Source organism: Phenylobacterium sp. (assembly GCF_046290725.1).
In the GTDB taxonomy this organism is placed as follows: domain Bacteria; phylum Pseudomonadota; class Alphaproteobacteria; order Caulobacterales; family Caulobacteraceae; genus Phenylobacterium.
Genome location: NZ_JBKBUH010000004.1, coordinates 1 through 21,996 on the forward strand (window position 1 = coordinate 1; position 21,996 = coordinate 21,996).

22 protein-coding genes, 1 tRNA gene and 2 rRNA genes are annotated in these 21,996 nt (G+C 69.1%); 18 read left to right on the plus strand and 7 right to left on the minus strand.

Translation table 11 applies throughout. The annotated features are described in order from the left end of the window. The 3 genes from ACK41C_RS18520 to ACK41C_RS18530 form a co-directional block, all read left to right on the plus strand. A 23S ribosomal RNA gene (locus ACK41C_RS18520) occupies positions 1 to 1,820 on the plus strand; the annotation flags it as partial. Between the two features lie 59 nt (positions 1,821 to 1,879). Beyond that, positions 1,880 to 1,994 (plus strand): 5S ribosomal RNA (rrf, locus tag ACK41C_RS18525). Between the two features lie 56 nt (positions 1,995 to 2,050). Continuing rightward, positions 2,051 to 2,127: transfer RNA gene (locus ACK41C_RS18530), tRNA-Met, on the plus strand. A 12-nt stretch (positions 2,128 to 2,139) separates the two neighbouring features. On the opposite strand, the gene ACK41C_RS18535 is transcribed toward ACK41C_RS18530, so the two are convergent. Together ACK41C_RS18535 and ACK41C_RS18540 are read right to left on the minus strand one after the other, a co-directional pair. After that, complete coding sequence (locus ACK41C_RS18535) at positions 2,140 to 3,072, minus strand: oxygenase MpaB family protein (protein ID WP_409657462.1); 933 nt, start codon at positions 3,070 to 3,072, stop codon at positions 2,140 to 2,142. A gap of 61 nt (positions 3,073 to 3,133) precedes the next feature. Further along, a complete protein-coding gene (locus ACK41C_RS18540; protein ID WP_409657465.1) occupies positions 3,134 to 4,537 on the minus strand; it encodes an aldehyde dehydrogenase family protein in 1,404 nt (467 codons plus the stop codon). A 142-nt stretch (positions 4,538 to 4,679) separates the two neighbouring features. Here ACK41C_RS18540 and ACK41C_RS18545 point away from each other — a divergent pair, with 142 nt between their 5' ends. Then, a complete protein-coding gene (locus ACK41C_RS18545; RefSeq protein WP_409657467.1) occupies positions 4,680 to 5,156 on the plus strand; it encodes a hypothetical protein in 477 nt (158 codons plus the stop codon). Between the two features lie 42 nt (positions 5,157 to 5,198). Next, positions 5,199 to 6,011, plus strand: a complete 813-nt coding sequence (locus ACK41C_RS18550; protein WP_409657470.1) for an acyl-CoA thioesterase — start codon at positions 5,199 to 5,201, stop codon at positions 6,009 to 6,011. Here the strand turns inward: ACK41C_RS18550 and ACK41C_RS18555 are convergent. Both ACK41C_RS18555 and ACK41C_RS18560 read right to left on the minus strand, forming a co-directional pair. Continuing rightward, positions 6,008 to 6,409 carry a hypothetical protein gene (locus ACK41C_RS18555; RefSeq protein ID WP_409657473.1) on the minus strand — a complete coding sequence of 134 codons (402 nt, stop codon included), beginning with the start codon at positions 6,407 to 6,409 and terminating at the stop codon, positions 6,008 to 6,010. The two genes, ACK41C_RS18550 and ACK41C_RS18555, sit on opposite strands and share 4 nt — an antisense overlap. Before the next feature lie 134 nt (positions 6,410 to 6,543). Further along, a complete protein-coding gene (locus ACK41C_RS18560) occupies positions 6,544 to 6,819 on the minus strand; it encodes a hypothetical protein (RefSeq protein WP_409657475.1) in 276 nt (91 codons plus the stop codon). Between the two features lie 314 nt (positions 6,820 to 7,133). Between ACK41C_RS18560 and ACK41C_RS18565 the strand changes: the two genes are divergently transcribed. Together ACK41C_RS18565 and ACK41C_RS18570 are read left to right on the plus strand one after the other, a co-directional pair. Next, positions 7,134 to 7,412: a hypothetical protein gene (locus ACK41C_RS18565; RefSeq protein ID WP_409657477.1), complete on the plus strand. Its 279-nt coding sequence runs from the start codon at positions 7,134 to 7,136 to the stop codon at positions 7,410 to 7,412. A 75-nt stretch (positions 7,413 to 7,487) separates the two neighbouring features. Beyond that, positions 7,488 to 8,471 (plus strand): aldo/keto reductase, encoded by a 984-nt coding sequence (locus ACK41C_RS18570; RefSeq protein WP_409657480.1) that lies wholly within the window; start codon positions 7,488 to 7,490, stop codon positions 8,469 to 8,471. Here ACK41C_RS18570 and ACK41C_RS18575 read toward each other — a convergent pair. Continuing rightward, positions 8,468 to 8,677, minus strand: a complete 210-nt coding sequence (locus ACK41C_RS18575) for a hypothetical protein (RefSeq protein ID WP_409657483.1) — start codon at positions 8,675 to 8,677, stop codon at positions 8,468 to 8,470. The genes ACK41C_RS18570 and ACK41C_RS18575 overlap by 4 nt on opposite strands. Positions 8,678 to 8,811: 134 nt before the next feature. On the opposite strand from ACK41C_RS18575, the gene ACK41C_RS18580 reads away from it, so the two are divergent. Beyond that, positions 8,812 to 10,791 (plus strand): TonB-dependent receptor, encoded by a 1,980-nt coding sequence (locus ACK41C_RS18580; RefSeq protein WP_409657486.1) that lies wholly within the window; start codon positions 8,812 to 8,814, stop codon positions 10,789 to 10,791. 6 nt (positions 10,792 to 10,797) lie between these two features. On the opposite strand, the gene ACK41C_RS18585 is transcribed toward ACK41C_RS18580, so the two are convergent. Together ACK41C_RS18585 and ACK41C_RS18590 are read right to left on the minus strand one after the other, a co-directional pair. Then, the gene (locus ACK41C_RS18585) at positions 10,798 to 12,018 is read right to left on the minus strand and encodes an LLM class flavin-dependent oxidoreductase (RefSeq protein ID WP_409657489.1); all 1,221 of its coding nucleotides are present in this window, start codon (positions 12,016 to 12,018) and stop codon (positions 10,798 to 10,800) included. 69 nt (positions 12,019 to 12,087) lie between these two features. Further along, a complete protein-coding gene (locus ACK41C_RS18590; protein WP_409657491.1) occupies positions 12,088 to 13,113 on the minus strand; it encodes a DNA topoisomerase IB in 1,026 nt (341 codons plus the stop codon). A gap of 118 nt (positions 13,114 to 13,231) precedes the next feature. Between ACK41C_RS18590 and rlmJ the strand changes: the two genes are divergently transcribed. The 10 genes from rlmJ to fliR all read left to right on the plus strand — a co-directional run bounded on the left by rlmJ (position 13,232) and on the right by fliR (position 21,996). Further along, a complete protein-coding gene (gene rlmJ, locus ACK41C_RS18595; protein WP_409657494.1) occupies positions 13,232 to 14,047 on the plus strand; it encodes a 23S rRNA (adenine(2030)-N(6))-methyltransferase RlmJ in 816 nt (271 codons plus the stop codon). Positions 14,048 to 14,121: 74 nt separating this feature from the next. Beyond that, entirely contained in the window at positions 14,122 to 14,532 is a 411-nt protein-coding gene (locus tag ACK41C_RS18600) for a hypothetical protein (RefSeq protein WP_409657497.1), read from the plus strand. 58 nt (positions 14,533 to 14,590) lie between these two features. Then, the gene (locus ACK41C_RS18605; RefSeq protein ID WP_409657500.1) at positions 14,591 to 15,154 is read left to right on the plus strand and encodes a sugar transferase; all 564 of its coding nucleotides are present in this window, start codon (positions 14,591 to 14,593) and stop codon (positions 15,152 to 15,154) included. Between the two features lie 122 nt (positions 15,155 to 15,276). Then, a complete protein-coding gene (locus tag ACK41C_RS18610) occupies positions 15,277 to 17,319 on the plus strand; it encodes an AsmA family protein (RefSeq protein ID WP_409657503.1) in 2,043 nt (680 codons plus the stop codon). A 58-nt stretch (positions 17,320 to 17,377) separates the two neighbouring features. Next, on the plus strand, positions 17,378 to 17,848 hold the full coding sequence (locus tag ACK41C_RS18615) for a c-type cytochrome (RefSeq protein WP_409657505.1): 471 nt from the start codon (positions 17,378 to 17,380) through the stop codon (positions 17,846 to 17,848). Further along, positions 17,848 to 18,519 (plus strand): cytochrome b/b6 domain-containing protein, encoded by a 672-nt coding sequence (locus ACK41C_RS18620; protein ID WP_409657508.1) that lies wholly within the window; start codon positions 17,848 to 17,850, stop codon positions 18,517 to 18,519. Before ACK41C_RS18615 ends, ACK41C_RS18620 begins: the two co-directional genes overlap by 1 nt. Before the next feature lie 35 nt (positions 18,520 to 18,554). After that, positions 18,555 to 19,316 (plus strand): ATP-binding cassette domain-containing protein, encoded by a 762-nt coding sequence (locus tag ACK41C_RS18625; protein ID WP_409657511.1) that lies wholly within the window; start codon positions 18,555 to 18,557, stop codon positions 19,314 to 19,316. Next, positions 19,313 to 20,875: a glycine betaine ABC transporter substrate-binding protein gene (locus ACK41C_RS18630; protein ID WP_409657514.1), complete on the plus strand. Its 1,563-nt coding sequence runs from the start codon at positions 19,313 to 19,315 to the stop codon at positions 20,873 to 20,875. Before ACK41C_RS18625 ends, ACK41C_RS18630 begins: the two co-directional genes overlap by 4 nt. An 85-nt stretch (positions 20,876 to 20,960) precedes the next feature. Then, positions 20,961 to 21,224, plus strand: coding sequence for a flagellar biosynthesis protein FliQ (gene fliQ / locus ACK41C_RS18635; RefSeq protein ID WP_409657517.1), 264 nt, complete (start codon positions 20,961 to 20,963; stop codon positions 21,222 to 21,224). Between the two features lie 16 nt (positions 21,225 to 21,240). Beyond that, positions 21,241 to 21,996 (plus strand): flagellar biosynthetic protein FliR, encoded by a 756-nt coding sequence (fliR, locus tag ACK41C_RS18640; protein WP_409657520.1) that lies wholly within the window; start codon positions 21,241 to 21,243, stop codon positions 21,994 to 21,996.

Below are 21,996 nucleotides of genomic sequence, written 5' to 3' on the forward strand. Positions count from 1 at the left end.
ACTATCTGGCAGACACACGGCGGGTGCTAACGTCCGTCGTGAAAAGGGAAACAACCCTAACCATCATCTAAGGCCCCCAAGTAACGGCTAAGTGGGAAACGATGTGGGATTGCTTTGACAACCAGGATGTTGGCTTAGAAGCAGCCATCATTTAAAGAAAGCGTAACAGCTCACTGGTCAAGCGATCCTGCGCGGAAAATGTAACGGGGCTAAAGCCGTTCGCCGAAGGTATGGGTGTGCGCAAGCACGCGGTAGCGGAGCGTTCCGTAAGCCTGTGAAGGTCAGTCGCGAGGCTGGCTGGAGGTATCGGAAGTGAGAATGCTGACATGAGTAGCGACAAAGAGTGTGAGAGACACTCTCGCCGAAAGTCCAAGGGTTCCTGCGTAAAGCTAATCTGCGCAGGGTTAGCCGGCCCCTAAGGCGAGGCCGAAAGGCGTAGTCGATGGGAACCAGGTGAATATTCCTGGGCCAGTTGGAAGTGACGAATTCCGTAAATTGTCGGGGCTTACTGGATTGCTCCCGGCAGTGAAGGAGTTCCTGGAAATAACTCCAACGGAGACCGTACCCGAAACCGACACAGGTGGACTGGTAGAGCATACCAAGGCGCTTGAGAGAACTATGCTGAAGGAACTCGGCAAATTGCACGCGTAACTTCGGGATAAGCGTGACTCACCCTGGGCAACCAGGACTGAGTGGCACAGGCCAGGGGGTAGCGACTGTTTATCAAAAACACAGGGCTCTGCGAAGCCGTAAGGCGACGTATAGGGTCTGACGCCTGCCCGGTGCCGGAAGGTTAAAAGGAGGGGTGCAAGCTCCGAATTGAAGCCCCGGTAAACGGCGGCCGTAACTATAACGGTCCTAAGGTAGCGAAATTCCTTGTCGGGTAAGTTCCGACCTGCACGAATGGCGTAACGACTTCCCCACTGTCTCCAGCATAGGCTCAGCGAAATTGAATTCCCCGTGAAGATGCGGGGTTCCCGCGGTCAGACGGAAAGACCCTATGAACCTTTACTGCAGCTTCGCCTTGGCGTTAGCGGCAACATGTGTAGGATAGGTGGGAGGCTATGAAGCCGGGGCGCCAGTTCCGGTGGAGCCATCCTTGAAATACCACCCTTGTTGTCGCTGACGTCTAACCGCGGCCCGTTATCCGGGTCCGGGACATGGCGTGGTGGGCAGTTTGACTGGGGCGGTCGCCTCCCAAAGTGTAACGGAGGCGCGCGATGGTGGGCTCAGAGCGGTCGGAAATCGCTCGTCGAGTGCAATGGCATAAGCCCGCCTGACTGCGAGACTGACAAGTCGAGCAGAGACGAAAGTCGGCCATAGTGATCCGGTGGTTCTGCGTGGAAGGGCCATCGCTCAACGAATAAAAGGTACTCTAGGGATAACAGGCTGATTTTGCCCAAGCGTCCACAGCGACGGCAAAGTTTGGCACCTCGATGTCGGCTCATCACATCCTGGGGCTGGAGCAGGTCCCAAGGGTTCGGCTGTTCGCCGATTAAAGTGGTACGTGAGCTGGGTTCAGAACGTCGTGAGACAGTTTGGTCCCTATCTGCCGTGGGTGTACGAAGCTTGAGAGGATCTGTCCCTAGTACGAGAGGACCGGGATGGACACACCTCTGGTGGACCTGTCGTGGCGCCAGCCGCGCAGCAGGGTAGCTAAGTGTGGAATAGATAACCGCTGAAAGCATCTAAGCGGGAAACTAACCTCAAAACAAGGCTTCGCTGAGAGCCGTAGTAGACCACTACGTTGATAGGCCAGATGTGGAAGCGCGGTGACGCGTGTAGCTTACTGGTACTAATCGCTCGATCGGCTTGATCGTTCTTAGTTGAACTCATGCAAGCTTTGAGCTCGATGTCTTCTCGTCATCCGTTTCGTTGACCTGGTGGCTATGCCGAGAGGTCCCCACCCGATCCCATTCCGAACTCGGTCGTTAAGCCTCTCAGGGCCGATGGTACTTCGTCCTAAGGCGCGGGAGAGTAGGTCGTCGCCAGGTCTACCAAACGGATGAACGTCCAGACCCTTCAATCACGATCCTCATACCGGCTTTGCCGCGGGGTGGAGCAGCCCGGTAGCTCGTCAGGCTCATAACCTGAAGGTCACAGGTTCAAATCCTGTCCCCGCACCCAAAGTTCTATGCGTCAGGCCCCCTCACGGGGGCCTTTTGCGTTTTCGGCCGGCGTCAGGTCGAGGCGACGGCGGGCCTGGGTCCAGGGCGCCGCCTCGATCTCGACCGCGTCAGCGATGCGCCCCAGGATCTCGACCACCCGGCGTTCCGGGGCGCTCAGGCGCCAGGCCCGGCCGAGGCCCAGAATGCTCCGGACCTTGGCCGGAACGAGTTCGACCGCGGCGCGGATCAGCAAGCCTTGCAGCGACCGCAGCGGCGCCGGAAGGATTGGAGTGCGGCGCAGGATGTCCAGAAATTCGAAGACGATCTCCGAGCGTTCGAGCCGGGGGCGCATGGCTTCGAACAAGGCGAACACCTCCGCCTCGGAGCGCGGCGTGGCGCTTGCCCCGTAAAGCGCCGCGGCGGGCGCGCCTTCGGCGTAGAACCGGTCGCGGTCGGCCGCCGCGACCGGCCGCACATAGGCGCGGTAGGCTTCCAGGAACCCGAACGACGCCGTGGCGTGCACCCAGGCCAGCAACTCCGGATCGTCTGCGCGGTAGGGCTCCCCCGCGGGGGTCACGCCCGCCACCAGCCCGTGGCGCGCCCGGACGCCGGCGATCATCCGCTCGGCCGTGCTGCGCGCGGCATAGACCGTGACCATGGCGGCCATTCCGGTGCGCCGCAGGCGCGGCAGGGGATCGGTTCGGAAGCTGGTATGCTCCCAGACGCCTGTCCGCACGCGCGGCTCTGCCAGCTCCAGCAGCACGGCGGCCACGCCGCCCACGAACAGGGCCACAGGATTGCGAAACACCCGCCAGGATACGGAATCCGGCGCGGCGAGTGCGGGTTCGCCCAAGGGGTGGGCGAAGTCGACCTGGGGGACCCCCGAACCTTCGAGGAATTCGCGCAGGCCGGCCTCGACCCTGCACTTCACGAACCTTGGCAGAACGGGCGCGGCGGGCGGCATGGCGATCCCTTCCCGTCTCCAGATCGGGTCGGGCCGCGGCCGCCGCAAGGCGGACGCCGCCTCAGCGCGCCATGTTGATCACCTGGCTCTGGGTGAACTCCGCCAGCCCCGCCTCGCCGAGCTCGGTCCCTACGCCGGAGAGCTTGGCGCCGCCGAACGGCACGCCGGGATCGAGCTCGGCGTGCTTGTTGATCCAGACGGTGCCGCTCTCCATGCGGCCGGCCAGGTCATAGGCCTTTTCCAGATCGTTCGACCAGATCGAGCCGCCCAGGCCGTAGATCGAGGCGTTGGCGCGGGCTAGCGCATCTTCGCCGTCCTTGATCCTGATCACCGGCAGGACCGGGCCGAACTGCTCCTCGTCCACCAGGCGCGCCCCGTCCTCGATGTCGCGCACGATGGTCGGGCGGATGAAATAGCCCTTGCCCTCCGGCGCGGTTCCGCCCGCGACGATCTTGCCGTCCTTGCGCGCGTCCTCGATGAAGCCGAGCACCTTCTCGTACTGCATCTTGTTCTGCAGCGGACCGAACTGGACGCCCTGCTGCAGGCCCTCGCCGACGACCGCCGCGTCGGCCAATCTGGCGAGCTCCTCGCACATGCGGTCGTAGATGCTCTCGTGCACGTAGGCGCGCTTGACGGCGATGCAGACCTGACCCGAGTTCTGGAAGGCGGCGTTGAAGATCTTCGGCGCAGCTTCGGCGGGGTCGACGTCGCCCAGTACGATGGCCGCATCGTTGCCGCCCAGCTCCAGGGTCACGCGCTTGAGGGCGTCGGCGGCGCCGGCCATCACCTTGCGACCCGTCTCGGTGGAGCCGGTGAAGGAGATCTTGCGCACGTCCGGATGCTTGGTGAGTTCGCCGCCCAGGTCGTTGGCGTCGGCGATGACGTTGAGCACGCCCGGCGGCACGATGTCCTTCACCAGTTCGGCGATCCGCAGGGTTGAGAGCGGCGTGGTGGCGGCCGGCTTCAGCACCACGGTGTTGCCCGCCAGAAGGGCGGCCGGGACCTTGAAGGCCATCAGGACCAGCGGGAAGTTCCAGGGCACGATGGCCCCCACCACGCCTAGCGGCCGGCGGCGCACCTCCACTTTGCGATTGGGACCGTCGTCCAGCACCTTCACCGGCAGGTCGAGGGTCGCGAAGTAGCGGAAGAAGGCCGCCGCCCCATAGGCTTCGCCGACCGCGGCTTCCAGGGGTTTGCCCTGTTCCTGGGTGAGCAGGCGGCCGAGTTCCGGCGCGTGGGCCTGGATGGTCTCAGCCATGGCGAGCAGGGCCTTGCGGCGATCGTCGATCGGCGTGTCGCGCCAAGCGGGAAAGGCGGCCTTGGCGGCGGCGACGGCGCGGTCCAGCTGGGCCTTGGAGGCGCGGGGGCAGACGGCCAGCGGCTCCTCGGTGGCCGGGTTGACGACGTCCATGGTCGCGTCGCCGTCTTCCAGGCGACCATCGATCAGCAGCTTGAACGGACCCATGGGCTTCCTCCTCGTTTTCGGCGTTCATCAGGCGCGGCTGACGCAGCGGCGGTCAAGCGGGTCCGGGGAGACGTGCGCCGGGAACAGGGTTAGTGAGTAGCCATTGGGTTCGTACCCGCCCGCGCGGCGGCAGGAGGTGTCGATGATCATCGCCGGTTGGATCCTAGCGCTCATCGGCCTGGCCCAGATCGTCTATTCGGGCACGATCGAGGTGTCGCAGCTGACCGAAGGCAACCGGCTGCTCGGCGTGCCGCCCAGCGTGGTGGCCAATGTCGACCTCGTGGGCCAGAGGGCGATGATCCATATGTCGGGGTGCGCCACCTTCCTGGCCGGCGTGATCTTCGTGGGCGCCGCCTATCTGAAGCCGGCGCCGCCCGGCCAGGAGAGCAAGTCCTGGACGAGCATGGCCGCCATCGCCGCCATGGTGCTGACACTCGCCGCCGGCGGCGGCTTCGGCGCCTTCCTCTACGCCCTGCACGAGCGCAACGCCGACCAGCGCCTGGTGGACGAGATCCGCGCACGGGAGGCGCGCAACCTCTCCACCGAAACCCTGATCGAGGAGGCCGAGCGGCGCCTGCAGCGCGAAACGGAAGCCGCCGAAGCTTCCCGCGCGCCATAAGGTCCCCTTGCGCAGGCGCCGAAGCCTGAGCATGAGGGGAGCATGACCGAACGGCTCTTCTTCGACCTGCGCGCCACCCACAATCCGCACCGCTGGTACCTGCCGCTGTCGCCGGCGGTCTGCGTCGGGCCGGCGGACAATCTCTTCATGTTCGGCGGGGTGGGTCTGGCCTCGGCCATCGGGGCGCTGGAGCGCACCTGCGGCCGGCCGGTGGTCTGGGCGACGGCGCAGTACCTATCCTATGCCCGGCCGCCCAGCGTGGTCGATCTCGATGTCTGGGAGCCGGCCTCGGGCAAGTACAACACCCAGGCCCGGGTGATCGGCCACGTCGGCGACAGGGAGATCTTCACGGTCAACGCCGCGCTGGGCGCTCGGCCCAGCGACCGGTCGGGCCAATGGCTCGCCGCGCCGGATGTTCCACCGCCGGAAGACTGCCCCACGGCGGCTCATTGGCGCGGCGGCGGGAACGATCTGCACAGCCGGATCGAGGTGCGGGTGGCCAAGGGCGACTACGGCGGCACGGACGCCGGCGGCGATCCGGCCGACGGGCGGCTGATCCTCTGGATCCGCTCGCGGGAAGGCTTCGCGATCGACGCCCCCCTGCTGGCGATCATGGCCGACTTCGTGCCTGGCGCCGTGGGCAACGCGCTCGGGCTCAACGCCGGCGGCAACAGCCTGGACAACACCATCCGCGTGCGCCGGATCGTGCCGACCGAGTGGGTGCTGTGCGACATCCGCATCCTGGGGATCCACGGCGGCTTCGGCCACGGGGCCATGTACCTGTTCGCGCAGGACGGGGAACTGATGGCCACCGCCAGTCAGTCGCTGATCGTCCGAATCCGCAACGAGCCTTAAGCGAGCGCTTCCAGAACCGGGATCCTGGCTAGGTCCTTCGGCCGCCCAAAGAGGCGGCAGATTTCGATCTGCTCGGCCGGGGAGGGGATGAAGATCGCGCTCCGCCCGTGCGGAACCGCCACGCGTGTGCCGGGGCGCAGCGGAACCCATCGTCCCTCAGCCCTCACTTCCAGTCCGGCCATGATCTCGATAGGCAGCGGGGCGACCGCGGCCTTGACGAACACCCTCGAGCGGAACTGCGGCGAAGGGGCGGGCGGCGCGACCGGCAGGCCCCAGAGTTCCGCCAGCCTCCGGGCGTCCTCCTCGCTGGTCAGGAGGTCGACATCGGGCGGTTCGAGGCCAGACGCACCGGCCAGCGTCATGCCGGCGCTGCCGAACACCCACCAATCGTCGGTCAATCGAGACGCGGCGGCCGCCAGAGCGTGAAGCGTGCGGGCGAGGGGAGACGTGGGACGCATGGCCCCTGATAGCAGACAAGCGAAAGGCCGGCGTCGCCGCCGGCCTTCCTGGAACCTTAAGAGGCCGGTCGCCGTCAGTTGGCGGCGAAGGCGGTGCCGTTCTGCGCCTTGATCTCGGCGAGCTTCACGGTGGTGACCTGGGCCGTCTGCTTCACGCAGCGGCGGTAGGCGTCCAGCGAGAGGGTCTCGTTGCGGGTGGCCTTGAAGCAGACGTTGCGCACGGCGCGCGAGACGTCGGCCTCGATCTGGGCGTCGCTCTTGCCGGTCAGGGCGACGCGGGCGCTTTGGGCATGGGCCGGGGCGGCGAAGGCAATAGCGGCCGCGGCGGAGAGAACAATCATACGGATCATAATGTGCAGTCCCGAAAGGGGGTTGGAGCCAACCGCCTCCCGACGTTTCCCTATTCGGCTGCGGTCAAATCTGACGCGACCGCTTCGCCATGACCGCCTTTTGCCGGCCTTAAGCTGCGGTTTCAAGCGAAGATTTTGCAACGCAACATAACGCTGTTGCGCTGCGGGATAATTGGGCGGCCCGCCCGCTTCTTGAGCGCGTCGCGGCCGTGGCGCCGCCGTTGCGGAGGTCTGTTCGCGAGGCGCCGAAACGAAACAGCTTGCATCGGAGCGGCCTTCACCATTCAGTAACTCTGATTAACAGCCGAGGTCCCATGTCGCTTATCGCACTCGCCGCCGCCGCCGCCGTTTCTGCGACCCAGGCGGGGCAGCCGGCCTCGGCCACCGCACCCGTCGCCGAACCGATGCGTATGACGGCCGTGCTGCTCGACTGCCAGGTGAAGGAGACGGGCCTGACCGATTGCAAGGCGCTGGACGCCGAGGGCGCCACGGCCGAGGCCGCCGTGAAGATGGCCGCCCAGGTGGAGGTTTCCGAAGCCTTCGCCCTGGCCAATCCCGGCCGCATCGTCCTGAGGATGACCGTTACCAACTGACGCCTCGGCGCTTCCCTCCCGCCGGGCCGCTCTCTACAGAGAGCGGCGTCAGCAGGTCGACAGGGAGCGCGCGGGATGGATAAGCGGAAGGTCGGGCCGTTCGAGGTCTCCGCCATCGGGCTGGGCTGCATGAGCCTGTCCTCCGGCTACGGGCCGCCCGCGCCGCGCGAGCAGGCCGAGCAGGTGCTGAAGGGCGCTCTGGACGCCGGCTACACCTTCTTCGACACCGCCGCGGTCTATGGCATGGGCCACAACGAGACCCTGATCGGCGAGGTGCTGAAGGACCACCGCAACGAGATCGTGCTGGCTTCCAAATGCGGCCTCACCAACGGCGACCGGCGCGAGATCAACGGCCGGCCGGAGGTGCTGAAAGCGACCTGCGAGGCAAGCCTCAAGCGCCTGCAGACCGAGGTTATCGATCTTTACTACCTGCACCGTTGGGACAAGCGCGTGCCGATCGAGGAGAGCGTCGGCGCCTTGGCCGAGCTGGTGGCCGAGGGGAAGATCAAGGCCATCGGCCTGTCTGAAGTCTCCGCGCCCACCCTGCGCCGGGCGCATGCGGTCCATCCCATCGCAGCCTTGCAGACCGAATATTCCCCCTGGACCCGCAACCCCGAGATCGCGGTGCTGGACGCCTGCCGCGAGATCGGCGCGGCGTTCGTCGCCTTCAGCCCCGTCGGCCGCGGCTTCCTGGCGGGCGGGGCGCGGAACCCGCAGGCGTTTGCCGAGGATGATATCCGCAAGGCCATGCCCCGATTCCAGGGCGAGGCTTTCGCCGCAAATCTGAAGCTCTTCGACGCCTTTGCGGCCATCGCCCGCGACGCCGGCTGCACGCCGGCCCAGCTCTGCCTGGCCTGGCTGCTGCAGAAGGACGAGATCATCGTGCCGATCCCAGGCACCACCCGCCCCGACCATATGCGGGAGAACGCCGGAGCCGCGGAAGTCCGCCTTTCGCCGGACATCGTGGCGCGTCTGGAGGCGACCGTGAATGTCGGAACCGTCGCCGGCGAACGCTACAGCGCTCAGCTCCAGGCGAGCGTCGATACGGAGATCGCCTAAGCCTGTTCCAGGCTGTCGGCGGCGTCGGCCAGCGCCGCGCGCGCGAGGCGCTTGGCCCGGTCGGCGACCTCCTCGGCGGGAAGCTCCTGCAGGCCGCGCGGGCGGGGCAGGCTGACCTGCACGGTGACGCCCTGGGCGACCAGCACCGAAACCCCCACGCTGGTTGGGCCGACCGTAACCGAGGGCGGAAGGGTGATGTCGGACATTGCGGCGTCTCCGGACTTCTCCCCCCTCGCTCTATCTTGGGGTGCGGCAGGCCGATGTCCAGGCACGGTTTTATGACCCGTTGCGGGCGGAACCTGGGCATGACGCGAGGGCAAGTCGTGTATCAGGGGCGGCCATGACGCCCGTCCTGCCGCCCCCCGAAGTCGAAGCCGTGATCGTCCAGCCGCCGCGGCTGCCTGCCTTGGGCGGCGAGGCGGTGTTCGCCGTCCAGCAGATCGACGCAGAGGCGCTGGCCGCCGCGCCGCGGCTGGATGCGGCGCTGAAGCAGGCGCCGGGCGTCTCGCTGTTCCGCCGCACGGGGAGCGAGGCGGCCAATCCCACCATCCAGGGTGTGTCGCTGCGCGGGATCGCGCCCTCAGGCGCCGGCCGGGCCCTGGTGACGCTCGAAGGCGTGCCGCAGAACGATCCGTTCGGCGGGTGGGTGATCTGGTCGTCTCTGCCGCCCGAAGGACTTGGGGCGGCCCGGCTGGTGCGCGGGGCAGGGGCGGGGGCTTACGGCGCCGGCGCGCTGACCGGCGTGGTGGCTCTGGACGAGCGGTCGACGCGCGAGGGCCTCTCGGCGCTCGATCTCTCGGTCGCCGAGCGAGGCGGCGCGCGCGGGGCTGCGGCTTTCGGGACGCGCCGCCTGCTGGCGACGCTGAGCGCCGAGACCAGCGACGGCTACGTGCCGGTGCGCGGCGCCCTCGCCGGAGCGGCTGACCGGCCGACCCGCTTCGACGCGGTCAGCGCCTCGGCCCGGCTGCAGGCGGATATCGGCTCCGTCGACGCCGCCTTCCGCCTGGCGGCCTACGAGGAGCGCCGCGGCGCCGGGCTCGCCGGCGCAAACTCGACCGCCAGCGGCGGGCAGGCCAGCCTGACCCTCGCCGATATCGGACCCGACGGCGGCTGGCGCGCTCAGGCCTGGCTGCGCGCCAGCGACCTGAAGAACAGCTCCATCGCGGTGGCCGCCGGCCGCGCCTTCACCACACCGGCCAACGACCAGTACGCCACCCCGGCGCTCGGCTACGGCTTCAGTGCGGCCCGGCAGGGACGGGGCGAGGCCTGGTCTTGGGAAGCCGGCGGCGACCTGCGGGTGACGGAAGGGCGGGCGAAGGAGCGGTTCCGCAACATGGGCGGCGCCTTCACTCGCAGCCGTGAGGCTGGGGGTGAGACTCTCGTCGGCGGCCTCTACGCCGAGGCCGCCTGGGCGCGCGGGCCGTGGCTCGCCACCGGCGGCGTGCGCCTGGACGGCTGGGCGCAGCGTGATGCGACGCGCATCGAGCGCGACCTGACGACGGGCGCGGTCGTCCTGCAGCAGGGGGCCTCCGACACCTCGGGCCAGACCCCGACCGCCCGCTTCGGCGTCCGCTATGAGCTGAGCGACGGCCTGTGGCTGCGCGGCGCGGCCTATGCGGGTTTCCGACCGCCGACCCTGAACGAACTGCATCGCCCCTTCCGGGTCGGGAACGACATCACCGAGGCCAACGCCGCTCTGGAGCCCGAGACCTTGCAGGGCCTCGAGCTCGGCCTCGGCGGCGCCTCCTGGAGCGCCACCGTCTTCGCCAACCGCCTGAAGGATCCGATCGCCAACGTCACGATCGGAGCCGGTCCCGCCACCTTCCCGGTCGCGGGGTTCGTTCCGGCCGGCGGCGTCCTGCGCCAACGCCAGAATGTGGGACAGATCGAGGCCGTGGGGCTCGAGCTCGACTGGCGCGGCGCTCTCGGACCGGTCTCGCTCAACGCCGCCCTTTCCGCCGTGAGGGCGGAGGTCGACGGCGGCTCGGCCGCGCCCCAGCTCACCGGCAAGCGGCCCGCCCAGACGCCGGAGGTGACGGTGACCGCCGGCGCCGCCTGGAGCGCGTCCGAGCGCCTGAACCTCTCGCTCAACCTGCGGTTCGAGGGCGAGCGGTTTGAAGACGACCTCAACACCCGCCGGCTCGCAGCCTCGGTGGGCGTCGACGCCCGCGCCGCTTGGCGGGTCGCCCGCGACGTCGATCTCTACCTCGCCGCCGAGAACCTGACCGATGCGCGCATCGAGGTGGGCGAGACCGGCGACGGGGTGGAGAGCTTCGCCGCCCCCCGGACCCTGCGGCTGGGCGTCTCCATCCGGAGGTAATGCAAGTCAGCTCTTCGGCTCGGCGCCCGCCGCTTGGCCCTTGATCATCTCCACGATCTCCGGCCGGATGTTGTCGGCGCCCTTCTCCATCATGTGCTGGACGATCCGGGCGCCGACCGCGGCGCGCATCTGGCCGGTGAAGTTGTCCTTGTTGGCCCCGACCCAGGCCATCGAAGCTTCTCGATTGGCGTTCAGTTCCTGGAACCGCGGGGCCACATAGCGGGCGACGAGCTCGTAGGAGCGCTTGGTCGCCTCCCAATTGGCCCAGTTGTGCGCCATGAACAGGAAGGCGCCGAAGCCGCCGCTCTCGTCCACCAGCTGCTGGATTCGCGCCGCGGCGTCGTCCGGGGTGCCGATGATCGCCATGCCGGAGGAGACCATCGCCTCGACCGGATCGCCCGGGCCTTCCGGCACGACCGGTAGGTTAGCGATCTCCCGGAAATAGTAGATCCACTTCTCCAGGCCGAAGCGGATGTCGGCCATGGCCTGTTCGCGCGTCTCGGCGATATGCATCGGACCGACCAGGCGCCAGGCGCTCCGGTCCATCGCATGGCCGTGCTCGGCCGCCTGCTCGCCGGCGATGGCCCAGTTGGAGGCGAGCGCGTTGAAGCCGGCCGTCGAGGTGGCGCCCAGCGATAGGAGGCCCAGGCCGTGCTTGCCCGCCGCCCGCGCGCCGGTGGGCGAGACCTGGCTCGCCACGGCGATCTCCACCGACGGCCGGGAATAGGGCGTCATCTGCAGACGCGCCTCGTGCAGCTCGAACCAGTCGGAGACGTGGCTCACGGTCTCGCCGCGCAGCAGGCGGACCAACACCTCCAGCGCCTCGTCCATGCGGTCGCGCTGCTTGGCCGCCGGAATCCCCATCATCGCTGCGTCGGAGACGAGGGCGCCGGGGCCGACGCCGAACATCACCCGGCCGCGGGTCATGTGGTCCAGCTGGTTGATCCGGTCGGCCAGCATCAGCGGATGGTGGTAGGGCAGGGAGGAGACTCCGGTGCCCAGGCGGATGTGCCGGGTCCGCTCGGCGGCCGCTGCGATGAACACCTCCGGCGAGGCGATGAGTTCGTAGCCGGCCGAGTGGTGCTCGCCGATCCAGGCCTCTTCGTAGCCCAGCCGATCGAGCCATTCGACCAACTCCATGTCACGATGGATGGCCAGGGTCGGGTTCTCGTCGATCGGATGGAACGGCGCGATGAACGCTCCGAAGCGCAGTTTTTCCCCCGCCATGGCGGCCCTCCCGTGTCGTTTGGGAAAGCCTAACGCCGATCCGCGAAAGGCGCCTAGGGTGACCCGCCGTCAGGTCGGACTCGCCTCTTCCAGGAATCGCAGCACCGCCAGTTCGAAGGCGCGCCCCGAACCGGCGCTCTTCAGAGGCAGTTCGCCAGCCTCATAGGCTTCCAGGATCCTGGGATGGATGTAGGCCGAGCGGCAGACCGCCGGGGTGTTGCCCAGCACGCCGGCGACCGCCTTGATGCAGGTGGCGATATTGCGCCGGGCCTCGGTCGGGCTCGCGCACTCGGGCAGGGTGAGAAGCGCCCGGGCCGCCGCGACCGTGCCGGCGAAGGTGCGGAAATCCTTGGCGGAGAAGTCCTCGCCCATGGCCTCCCGGATGTAGGCGTTGACGTCGGAGGACTCTACGGCGTGGCGGCGTCCCTCCTCATCCAGGTACTGGAACAGCCGCTGCCCGGGCAGGTCCTGGCAGGACTTCACGATGCGCGCCAGGCGGCGGTCGCGGAAGCCGGTGCTGTGGACCTTGCCGCTCTTGCCGCGAAATTCGAAGCGGCCCCCGGTCCTCCCGAGCTTGGCGTGGCGGTTGCGGAGCGTGGTCAGGCCGAAGCTCTTGTTGGTCTTGGCGTATTCCTCGTTTCCCACGCGGATGAGGGTCAGCTCCATCAGTCGCACTACCGCCGCCAGCACCTTCTCCCGCGGCAGGCCGCGGCGGGCGAGGTCGGCCTCGACGCGCCCGCGCAGGCGGGGCAGGGCGCGGCCGAAGGCGATCAGGCGGTCGTACTTGTGGCTGTCGCGCACCCGCCGCCAGTCGTCGTGATAGCGGTACTGCTTTCGCCCCCTCTGGTCCCGGCCCGTCGCCTGGATGTGGCCGCGGGGCGAGGGGCAGATCCACACCTCGGTCCAGGCCGGCGGCAAGACCAGTCTGCGGATGCGTTCCAGCGCAGCCTCGTCGCGGATCGGCCGCCCCTCAGCGTCGCGATAGCCGAAGCCGCCGCGAGCCTTCACCCGGCGGATTCCGGGGTCGCCGTCATTGACGTAAAGGAGGCCCGCGCTCTCCACCGGCGCGGTCAGTTCGGCGGTGTCGCGCGGCATGGGCGGCAAGGGACTCCTGTTTGCGATCCCGCCGGGCCGTGGCACAGAGCGGCGTCTCGCCCGCGCTCAACGTAAGGCGAGGCGGCGAAGTTCCTCCCGATGCTCGAGGCCTAAGACCTTGAATTACCGCCACGCTTTCCACGCCGGGAACTTCGCCGACCTGGTGAAGCACGCCGCCCTGCTGGCGCTGCTCGACCGCCTGCCGCGGCCGCTGCGGGTGATCGACACCCATGCCGGTCGCGGCCTCTATGATCTGAGCGGGTCGGAGGCTCAGCGCTCGGGAGAGGCCGAGGCCGGCGTCGGGAAGCTGATGCAGGCGCCCGACCTCCCGGCGGCCTTCCGCCCCTTGCGCGACGCGGTCCGGCGCCTCAACGGCGGCGATGTCGCCCGCCTCTATCCGGGGTCGCCGCTGCTGGTCGCCGGCGCCCTGAAGTCCGGCGACTCCTATCTCGCCTGCGAACTCCGGCCCGAGGAGCACTCGGCCTTGGCGCAGGCGCTGAAGGGCAAGGCTGGCGTCGGGACCCGCTGCGCCGACGGATACGCCGCGGCGGTCGCCGAGCTTCCCGACAAGGGCGCGGCCCTGGTCCTGATCGATCCGCCTTTCGAGCGGGCCGACGACTATGCCCGCTGCGTGGAGGCCCTGTCTGCGATCGCCCGCCGCAATCCCGCAGCGACGGTGATGATCTGGCTGCCCCTGAAGGACCTGGAGACCTTCGACGCCTTCCTGAGAGACGCCGAGGACGCTGGGGCCGGCCGGCTGCTGGTGGCCGAGGCGCGGATGCGGCCGCTGACCGACCCCATGAAGATGAACGGCTGCGCCCTGGTCCTCGCCGGCGCGCCTCCGGGGTTGGAGCCCGTGCTTGAGCAGATCGTCGGCTGGACCGCCCAGGCCCTGGGCGAAAACGGTCAGGGCCGGGTCTGGACCGCCGCATAAGGTTCATTTTTCGCCGGCGAGATGGTGGGTTAGGTTTGTTGCACTGCAAAAACCTTGGCCGTTCGGAGGCGAGCATGTTTCCCCTGGCTGTTTCGCAAGACCAAGGCTCCGGCTCTTCGGAGGCGGCGCCGATATCCCTCTATCTGCCGGTCGGCGCGGCCTCGCCGCTATGGCCGGTGTTCGCCGGCGCCGTCGGAGCCGGGCTCGCCTATTGGTGGATGACCCGCTGGCCGGCCGCGACCAACCTCGAGGCCCTTCTGCCGCATCCTGTCGGTGAATCGCCGCCTGGGCCGGAGCCTGCCGCGGAGTTCGCGCCTGCCGCGCCGGAACCGGCGGTTCCAGCGGAGACCGTCAAGGCTGTGGCGGAGGCCGCTCAGGCGGTGACCGAGCAGGTGGTCGAAGCGGCGGCGGAACCGGACCAGGCCCCCGTCCCGGCGACGGTCAAGCCATCCAGGCCGCGCCCTCCACGCCCGCCGGAAGCCTGATCTGGCGGGCGGCGCCCGCCCGGGCTAAGCCTCTCGCCTGATCCGGCGGGGAGGCGGCGTGGCCAAACGGGCGTTCGACATCCTGGCGGCCCTCCTGGGGCTTCTCCTCCTGTGGCCGTTGCTGCTGGGGCTGGGCTTGGCTGTCCGCCTCGAAAGCCCCGGACCCGCCTTGCACTGGTCCCGGCGGGTGGGCCGCTTCAATCGCATCTTCGCCATGCCGAAGTTCCGCACCATGCGGACCGGCGCGCCGGACGTGGCCACCCATCTGCTGCAGGACCCCGCCGCCTGGATCACGCCGCTCGGCCGGTTCCTCCGCCGCACCAGCCTCGACGAGCTGCCCCAGCTCTGGAGCGTCCTGAAGGGGGACATGAGCCTGGTGGGGCCGCGGCCGGCGCTCTTCAACCAAGACGACCTCGTGGCTCTCCGCACCGCATCCGGCGTCGACCGCCTGCGGCCCGGCCTCACGGGCTGGGCTCAGATCAACGGGCGGGACGAGCTGCCGATCGAGGAGAAGGCCAGGCTCGACGCCGATTATCTCGCCCGGCGCTCCTTCGTCCTGGATCTCGCCATCCTCTGGCGCACGGCCGCCGCCGTCCTCGGTGCGCGGGGCGTCAGGCACTAAGCGGCCGAAAACTCACGGCCATCTGGCGCGTTAGCTCCGCGAAGCTGGAGCGCCATGTGTCGACCGAACCCTCGCCTCGCCGCCCCCAAGAAAAGCCTGACAGGCGAAGCGCCGCCGCGCGGTTGCGCGCCTTCCGTCCCCGGGTCGGGCGCGCCGGAACCTGGGCGCGGGAACGCATCGCCGCGCGGGTGGCGAAAGCGCCGACACCGAGCGAGACGGCCCTGGTCCGCGCGGGAGCCGCCGCCGGCGTTGTGGCGCTGGCCCTGATCGCCTTCCTCGCCTGGTTCGACTGGAACATGCTGCGAGGCCCCATCGCCCGCATCGCTTCGGATCGCACCGGGCGAGAGGTGGCGATCCAGGGCGACCTTCGCGTCCGACTGCTCTCCTGGGAACCCAGCGCCACCGTGGAAGGCCTGCGGATCGGCCATCCCGCCTGGGCGGGGCAGGGGAACACGGTCGACCTGGCGCGGCTGCACGTCCAGATCCGAGCCCTGCCGCTGCTGCGCGGACAGGTGATGATTCAGCGCCTCGAGCTCGATCGTCCGACCTTCGTCCTGATCCGCGACGCCCAGGATCGCGTCACCTGGGACTTCTCGAAGGACACAAGGGACGAAGGCGAGCCCTTCAAGATGCCCCCGGTGCGGCGGTTCGTGATCGAGGACGGTCGCCTGCGGTTCCAGGACGCCAAGCGGAACATCGTCCTCGACGCCACATTGGACGCCAGCGAGCGCCAAGGCCGCGCGAACCGTGGCTTCCAGCTCGCCGGCAAGGGTTCGATCAACGACGAAGCCTTCCTATTGGAGGTGAGCGGCGGACCGCTGCTGAACATCGACCCAGGCAAGCCCTATCCCTTCGACGCCGACATCCGGGCCGGCGCCACCCGGGTAACCGCGCAGGGCGCCATCCCCAGGCCGTTCGATCTTGGGCGGCTCGGCATGGACCTGACGGCGCAGGGTCCCGATCTCGCCGATCTCTTTCCCCTCACCGGCGTCGCTCTGCCCAACACGCCGCCCTATCGTTTGACCGGACGGCTGGGACGCAACCAGCGGCTCTGGACCCTCGAAGGCCTGAATGGGCGGGTGGGCGACAGCGATCTGGCAGGCGGGCTCTCAGTGAACACGGCCGGCGAACGGCCGCTCCTGACCGCCGACCTGCGCTCGCGCAGCCTGGACTTTGACGACCTTGCTGCTGTCTTCGGCGGCGCGCCGAAGACGACGGGAAGCGAAACCGCCTCGCCGCGGCAGCAGGCCATCGCCCGTCAGATGGCCGCCCAGCAGCGGATATTTCCCGACGCGCGCCTGAACGTCGAACGCATCCGCGCCATGGACGCCGACGTCCGCTACCGAGCGGAGAACGTGCGCGACGCCATGCTGCCCCTGCGCGGCGCGGCCACTCATGTGAAGCTTGAGAACGGCCTCTTGACCGCCGATCCGGTGCGCTTCGAACTGCCCCAGGGGGCGATCTCAGGCTCGGCGAGGCTCGACGCCCGGCGCGACACGCCGGTCAGCAGCATCGACCTGCGGCTCGCCAATGCCCGCCTCGAACAGCTCATCACGGTCTCGGGTACGCCTCTGGCCGGCGGCCTCGTCGGCCGCATCCAGCTGACGGGCGCTGGGGATTCCGTGCATCGGGCCGTCTCCGACGCCGACGGCCAGGCGGTGGTGGTGATCCCCGGCGGCGAGATCCGCGAGGCCTTCGCCGAGCTGTTGGGGATCAACGTGGTTCGCGGGCTGGGCCTGCTGCTCTCGAAGGATCAGAGCCGGACCGAGATCCGCTGCGCCGTCGCACATTTCCAGGTGCGCGACGGCGTGCTGCAGGCCGAGCGCATCGTCTTCGACACCGGGCCGGTGCTGGGCGCGGGCTCGGGCTCCATCGACCTTGGCCGTGAACGCATAGCCCTGCGCATCGAAGGGCAGCCGAAGGAGGCGCGCCTGATCCGCCTCATGGCGCCGATCACGCTGGAAGGGCCGATCCGCTCGCCCAAGCTCGGGGTGGAGGCCGGCGGCGCCATCGCCCAGGGCGGAATCGCCGCCATCCTGGGCTCGGCGGTCGCGCCGCTCGCAGCCGTGCTGCCCTTCGTCGATCTCGGCCTTGCGGAAGACGCCGCCTGCGGCGCTCTGATCGCTCAGGCGCGCAAGGAAGGGGCGCCGGCGCCTCGGCCTTAGTTGACGCCACGGCCAGGCTCTTCCAAGTTTCCGGATCGCCCCTCCGGAGAGTCCCGCCATGCCGCCGTCCCAGACCAAGACCAGCGCCGCCGCCATCGCCGTCGTCCTGGCCGTGACCGCAGGCGGAGTCGCCTTGGCCCAGACGGCGGCGCAGAATGCGGTGGCCGCGCGCCAGGCCGGTTTCAAGACCATGGGCGCGGCCTTCAAGGCGGTGAACGACGAACTCAAGAAGGGGCAGCCCGATATGAAGGTGGTGGCCGCCCAGTCCCGGACGGTGAACGTCCAGGCCCACGCCCTGCCGGGCTGGTTCGCCAAGGGCTCCGGCGCGGAATCCGGCGCCAAGACCAAGGCCAAGGCGGAAATCTGGACCGATTCAGACACCTTCGCCGCCGCCGCCCGCGCGCTCCAGACCGAGACCGCCAAGCTTCAGTCCCTGGCCGCCGGCGGCGACGCCGGCGCCGTGCGCGACCAGGTGCGGGCCGTGGGCGCCGCTTGCGGCAATTGCCACAAGCCGTTCCGGGCCGACTGATGACCGATGCGCCTCAAGGAGCCGCCTCAGCGCCGCTCTGGGACCTGCCGACCCGCATCGTCCACTGGGCCCTGGTGGTCCTGATCCTGGTCTCCTGGTTCTCGGGCGGCGAGAACATGCAGCTGCACCGCTGGTCCGGCTACGGCGTGCTGGGGCTGTTGGTGTTCCGCCTCTGGTGGGGCGTGGCCGGCGGCTCGACGGCGCGTTTCGCCAGTTTCCTGAAAGGGCCGGGCGCGGTCGCCGCCTATGCGCGCACGGTGTTTCGCCGCGAGCCCGGCGAGGCGGCCGGCCACAATCCGCTGGGCGCCTGGAGCGTCATGGCCATGATCGCCGCCCTGGTGGTGCAGGCGACGCTCGGCCTCTTCGCCAGCGACATCGACGGGCTGGAATCGGGCCCGCTTTCCTACATGGTCGACTTCGACACCAGCCGAGCCATAGCCGAGGCGCACGAGCTCGTCTTCCGCATCGTCCAGGCGCTGGTCGCGCTGCACATCGTCGCGGTGCTCTACTACTGGGCCTGGAAGCGCCAGAACCTGATCGGCGCGATGATCACCGGCAAACGCGCCTTCTCCGGCGCCGCGCTGAAGCCGGCGCCGCTCTGGCGGCTCGTCGTCGGGGTCGTTCTGGCCGTCGGCGTCGCCTGGCTGATCGCCAAGGGCCTGCGCTTCTAGGGCGGCCTTCGCCCAGCGGCGCGCCGGTGCTGGCCATGGCCCAGATCGAGCTCTCCGGCGTCGCCAAGCGCTACGGCTCCCATGTGGCGCTGGCGGGGATCGACCTGGCGGTGGCGGAGGGCGAGTTCGTCGCCCTGGTGGGCGCGTCCGGCTCGGGCAAGACCACCCTGCTCAAGACGATCAACGGCCTGGTCGCACCGGATGCGGGCGAGGTGCGGGTGCTGGGCGGAGCAGCAGCCGGCGCGCCGCATGAGCTTCGCCGCCGCATTGGCTATGTCTTCCAGGAGGTGGGGCTCTTCCCGCACCTGACGGTCGCGGAGAACATCGGCGTGACGTCACGCCTGCTGGGCTGGGACAGGCCGCGCATCGCCGCCCGGGTGGAAGAGCTGCTCGACCTCGTCGCCTTGCCGCGGGAGATGGCCAGCCGCATGCCGACGGCGCTGTCGGGCGGGCAGAGGCAGAGGGTCGGCGTCGCCCGCGCCCTGGCGGCCCAGCCGGCGGTGGTGCTGATGGACGAGCCGTTCGGGGCGCTGGATCCCGTCACCCGCGACGGGCTCGGCGCTGACTATCGCGCCCTGCACGAACGGTTGGGCCTGACCACGGTGATGGTCACCCACGACATGGCCGAGGCGGTGCTGCTGGCCGACCGCATCGTGGTGCTGGAGGCCGGGCGTCTCCTGGCCGATGGGCCGCCGGCTCGGCTGGCGGGTTCGGACGATCCCCAGGTCCGCGCCCTGATGGATGCTCCGCGCCGTCAGGCCGAACGCCTGCGCGCGCGGCTGGAGGGCGGCGCGTGACCGGCCCCGTCGCTCAGGCTTTCGCGCTATTACCGGACTATCTGGCCTGGCACGTCCTGCTCAGCGCCAGCGCCCTGGCGCTCGGAATCTCCATCAGCCTGCCGCTGGCGGTCGCGGCCAGCCGCAGCACGCGCCTGCGCTGGCCGCTGCTGGCCTTCGCGGGGCTGATCCAGACCATTCCCAGCCTGGCCCTGCTGGCGCTGTTCTATCCGCTGCTGCTGGCGCTTTCGGCGGCCAGCGCCGCCGTCTTCGGCCGCGGGTTCTCCGCGCTCGGTTTCCTGCCGGCCCTGCTGGCGCTCACCCTCTATTCGATGCTGCCGATCCTGCGGACGGCCGTGGCGGGGCTCACCGGCGTCGACCCCGCCGTGCGCCAGGCGGCCGACGGGGTGGGCATGACATCGCGCCAGCGGCTCTTCCAGGTGGAGCTGCCCCTGGCGGCGCCGGTGATCATGGCCGGCGTGCGCACGGCCGCGGTCTGGACCATCGGGGCGGCGACGCTGGCGACCCCCGTCGGCCAGACCAGCCTCGGCAACTACATCTTCGCCGGGCTGCAGACGGAGAACTGGGTCTTCGTCCTGTTCGGCTGCGCGGCCTCGGCCCTGCTGGCCCTGAGCGCCGACCAGCTTCTCGGCCTGATCGAGGCCGGCGCTGCGCGGCGCCGGCGCGGCCTGGCGGCCCTGGGGGCGGGGCTGCTCGCCGCCGGCGTGGCCGCCGCCCTCCTGCCGCTGGCGAGCTTCGGTCAGCCGGGCGGCTATGTGGTCGGCGCCAAGAACTTCTCCGAGCAGTACATCCTCGCCGAGCTGATGGCTCATCGGCTGGAGCGCCAGGGCTCCCACGTCCGCCGCAAGGAGGACCTGGGTTCGGCCGTGGCCTATCGCGCGCTCGCCGCCGGCGAGATCGACGCCTATGTCGACTATTCCGGCACGCTCTGGACCAATGTGCTGGGTCGCACCGACAATCCGGGCCGCGAGGCGGTGTTGGCCGAACTCACCGCCGAGCTTGCCCGCCGCGACGGCGTGGTGGTGCTGGGCTCGCTCGGCTTCGAGAACGCCTACGCCTTCGCCATGCGCGCCGACCGTGCGCGGGCGCTGGGGATCTCCGATCTCGCCGATCTGGCCCGCGCCTCGCCCAGGCTCGCCCTGGGCTCGGATCTGGAGTTCCTTTCGCGGCCCGAATGGCGGGCGGTGGAGGCCGCCTATGGCTTTTCCTTCCGCAGCGCCCGGGCCTATCAGCCGACCTTCATGTACCGCGCCCTGGCCGGCGGCGACGCCGATGTGATCTCCGCCTTCTCCTCCGACGGCCGGATCGCCGCCGACGATCTCGTGGTTCTGGCCGATCCGGAGGGCGCGATCCCGCCCTACGACGCGGTGATCCTGATCTCGCCCAGGCGTTCGGGCGACGAGCGCCTGATCGAAACCCTGCGCCCGCTCATCGGAGCCATCCCGGTCGAAGCCATGCGCGAAGCCAATTACAGCGTCGACCGCGACACCGGAAAGGCCACGCCCGCTCAGGCGGCGCGAGCCCTCGAGCGGAGGCTGGGATCGGCGCTTGGCCAGTAGGCCGGATTCTCCCTTCGTTAACCATAAGCCGGCAAATTCGGCCTACCTTCCATTCCGCATCAACGCGTAGCGTAGAGAGGCCCCCATGAGCGGCGCCGAAGTTCTGGATGTCGCCCGCGACGCCATCTGGCTCACCATCCAACTGTCGGCCCCGGTCCTGATCGTCGGCCTGGTGGTGGGGGTGGCCATCGGCCTGATGCAGGCGCTCACCCAGGTGCAGGAGGCGACGCTGGTCTATGCGCCCAAGATCGTGGCGATCTTCATTTCGCTGCTGGTCTTCCTGCCTCTGATGGGAGCGTTGATGAGCAGCTTCATGCGCCAGATCGCCGCCCGCATCGCCGGCATGTGAGCCGCACGGCGGGCAGATGGAGTCCTACGCCGCAGCCGCCCAGGTCTATGCCGCGGGCCTGATCTTCGCCCGCATCGGGGCGCTGGTCATGGTGGTCCCAGGCTTGGGCGAGACCAGCGTGCCGCCGCGCATCCGCCTGGCCTTCGCCTTCCTGATGACCCTGATGCTGGCGCCGGTCATCGCGCCCAGCCTGCCGGTTCCGCCGACCGTGTCCGGCGTCGCCGGCGCCGTGTTCAAGGAAGTCCTGATCGGGCTCATGATCGGGACCATCCTGCGCCTGTTCTTCACCGCCCTGGCCACGGCCGGGGAGGTGGTGTCGCTGCAGACCACACTCTCCTTCGCGCAGACCGCCGCGCCGGGACAGGCCGCCCCTCAGACGACGCTCGCCACCTTCCTGAGCGTGCTGGGCGTCACCCTGATCATGACGACCGACCTGCACCACATGTTCCTGGCGGGCATGGTGCGGTCCTATGCGCTGTTCCCGTTCGAACGGCCGATCCCGATCGCCGACGGCGCCACCCTGGCGGTGCGCACCGCCGCCGATTCCTTCCGCCTGGGCCTGCAACTCGCAGCCCCCGTGGTGGTGTTCGCCATCGTCTTCAACGTCGCCACCGGCCTCGTCGGCCGGGTGATGCCGCAGTTCCAGGTCTTCTGGGTGGCTTCTCCGCTGATCGTTCTCCTGGGCCTTTCGATCTTCGCTCTCAGCCTGGGCGTGATCGGCATGGTCTGGGTCGACGCCTACCGGGCGCTGGCGTCGACCTTCGTCGGATAA